Source organism: uncultured Methanobrevibacter sp. (genome assembly GCF_902770715.1).
Lineage (GTDB): Archaea > Methanobacteriota > Methanobacteria > Methanobacteriales > Methanobacteriaceae > Methanocatella.
The window spans coordinates 1-2,182 of the sequence record NZ_CACXTS010000082.1; the positions used below are offsets into that span (position 1 = coordinate 1).

A 2,182-nucleotide genomic window follows, 5' to 3' on the forward strand; every position below is an offset into this window, starting at 1 on the left:
ATAGTTAAATGCATGAAAATACTTGTATTTATCAAAAACAAAAAGTGGATGAATTAATTATTCATCCAATAATTCAGGATTTTTAGAATTCTTTTTACTAATTACAGATTTACCGGTTACTGCTTCAAGTTCTTGTCTGGCATTTCCTACAATGTTTCCGCCATATTTTGCAACATCACGGCTTTCCTCAAAACCATCGGGATTTTCAACTTTACTTATTTCGGTTGTTGATACCTCTGCTAACATGTTCAGTATTAGTTCCATATTTGTCATGTTGTCCTTTCAAACGTTCCAGATTAAATTTTTTGGGATTTAGATAGGAATCAAGTGAACTGTCGGTTTCATGCTGGCCTGAAATCATATCCAGGAATTCTGCATCCATATTACCCCCATGGGGGCGGCAATTCACTTCAATCAAGACTGGGCCTTTTTCATCAACAATATATTCGCCATGAACTGGTCCATATTTGATTCCTAAGGCATCAGCGACATCAAATGCATACTCAACAAGTTCTGCCTCACCGATTCCCAATTCATTAACAGTTACATCATAATCATATATATTTCCGCCTTCGGAGGTTTTAATCTTATTGTATTTCCAAACTAAGGTTATTCGATGAACTCCATTGCATGAAACAGTATCAACAACATATTCCTGCCCGTTGATGCGTTCCTGAATGAAGAGTTCTGTCAATTCATTTCCATAAACGCCTGTTAAATTGAATACCTCTTTTACCGCATCAATCATTTCCTGTCTGTCTGAGCACAGCCTCACACCTACAGATGCCGCACTGTATAGGGGTTTTACTACAATTTCCTTTAAGTTTTCTTTATCATAATATTCAATAGCTTCATCCAAGGACCTTACAACCTGCCCCTTAATTGAACGCAGATTTTTTTGACTAATCTGTTTTGCATTTCGTTTTTTAAAGTTATTGCATCAATATTTTCTATTGGATTGCATAACAGATTCAAGTCATTAGCCAATTTTGTGGCCAGTATCACCCCGTCCTCTGTACCTGGAACAATGACTACCGGATCAAATTTTCTAACCATCTCAAGCGTTTCTTCATAGGAGTCTTTCTCATATATCAAATCAAAGTCATTTTCAATAAATTCATATTCCCTTTTCACTTCTTCCTGATAAATCAATGCATCTTCGGAATCTCCAAAAGGCTTCATTTCTAAAACGATTGGATTGCAATTTCTATCAATAATGTCTTGAACGTAATTTTTGCCTGTAGACATGCACTGAACAATAATAATATTTCTCATGAAAAACACCTATCAAGTATATTACAGTTTATTTTTTGTTGTTTATATATTTATAATGTAATTTGTTTTTTTTATTGGCTCTTTCAAAAACTTAAGTGATTTTTAGTAATTCGCATTGTTTACATCCCAATACATTAATTTCAAATCAAATCTTTTTAAGTATGTTTATATAATGTATTTGAGAAGTAACTTTATAGTTTATTGTTGGTACTTTCTAATTTTCCCTGAATGGTTTTCCAAGAAAAACTAGGTATCTTTAAAAAATTAGTTAATTCTTGTTTTAATAGGTTTATGTAACTTATTGCTCTATCACATGATTGTCAGTGAATAAGTAGACTTTAATTGATTTAGCTAGTTCTAACCATTTTGGAATGTATTTCTTCATCATGTAAATGTCAACTTGTTTTCATATGTGTCCTTACTTAAAAAACCTAGTGAAAGTTGAGAATATAAGAACGGTTGGCCTAACAATCAAGGTCAAATGAGATTACATATTTATACTAAGAAAAGCATTATAATAATATAATAGTTAAAATCCATTATAATGGATTACTTTTTCAGATAGTTCTTTTAGACGTGTATCCGAGTGGTCAAAGGAGTAAGATTCAGGGTCTTATGCATTAGTTGCTTCGTGGGTTCGAGTCCCACCACGTCTATTTCTTGTTTTTTAACTTTTTAAGACTAAATAGGATTTTAAATAATTTATTTTGCTTAAGTTCATATTTGGCAACTATATTTCAAAAAAAAGATCAATTAAAACAAAATCAAGGTTTTTGCAAAGTTTTTGAAAGAGTCTAATGGGTCTATTCGAGGATCTTCAATTAATAATTATCAGAAATAAATCTTTTAGTGAGGTTTTGTGGTTCAATTGATAAGGTTGCGAACTATATCATACGTTTTATACGAA

At 32.0% G+C, this 2,182-nt stretch carries 3 protein-coding genes; all 3 read right to left on the reverse strand.

Going from position 1 to position 2,182, the window contains the following annotated elements; genetic code table 11:
- Positions 1 to 57 precede the first annotated feature (57 nt).
- Genes QZU81_RS10845 through QZU81_RS10855 form a run of 3 tightly spaced genes read right to left on the reverse strand, consistent with a single transcriptional unit; the run spans position 58 to position 1,275 of the window.
- Positions 58 to 246, reverse strand: coding sequence for a hypothetical protein (locus tag QZU81_RS10845; RefSeq protein ID WP_295591789.1), 189 nt, complete (start codon positions 244 to 246; stop codon positions 58 to 60).
- Positions 212 to 859, reverse strand: a complete 648-nt coding sequence (locus tag QZU81_RS10850; protein WP_295591791.1) for an ATP-grasp domain-containing protein — start codon at positions 857 to 859, stop codon at positions 212 to 214. The genes QZU81_RS10845 and QZU81_RS10850 overlap by 35 nt, the downstream gene beginning before the upstream one ends.
- Before the next feature lie 5 nt (positions 860 to 864).
- Positions 865 to 1,275: a hypothetical protein gene (locus QZU81_RS10855; protein ID WP_295591793.1), complete on the reverse strand. Its 411-nt coding sequence runs from the start codon at positions 1,273 to 1,275 to the stop codon at positions 865 to 867.
- Between the last annotated feature and the right edge of the window lie 907 nt (positions 1,276 to 2,182).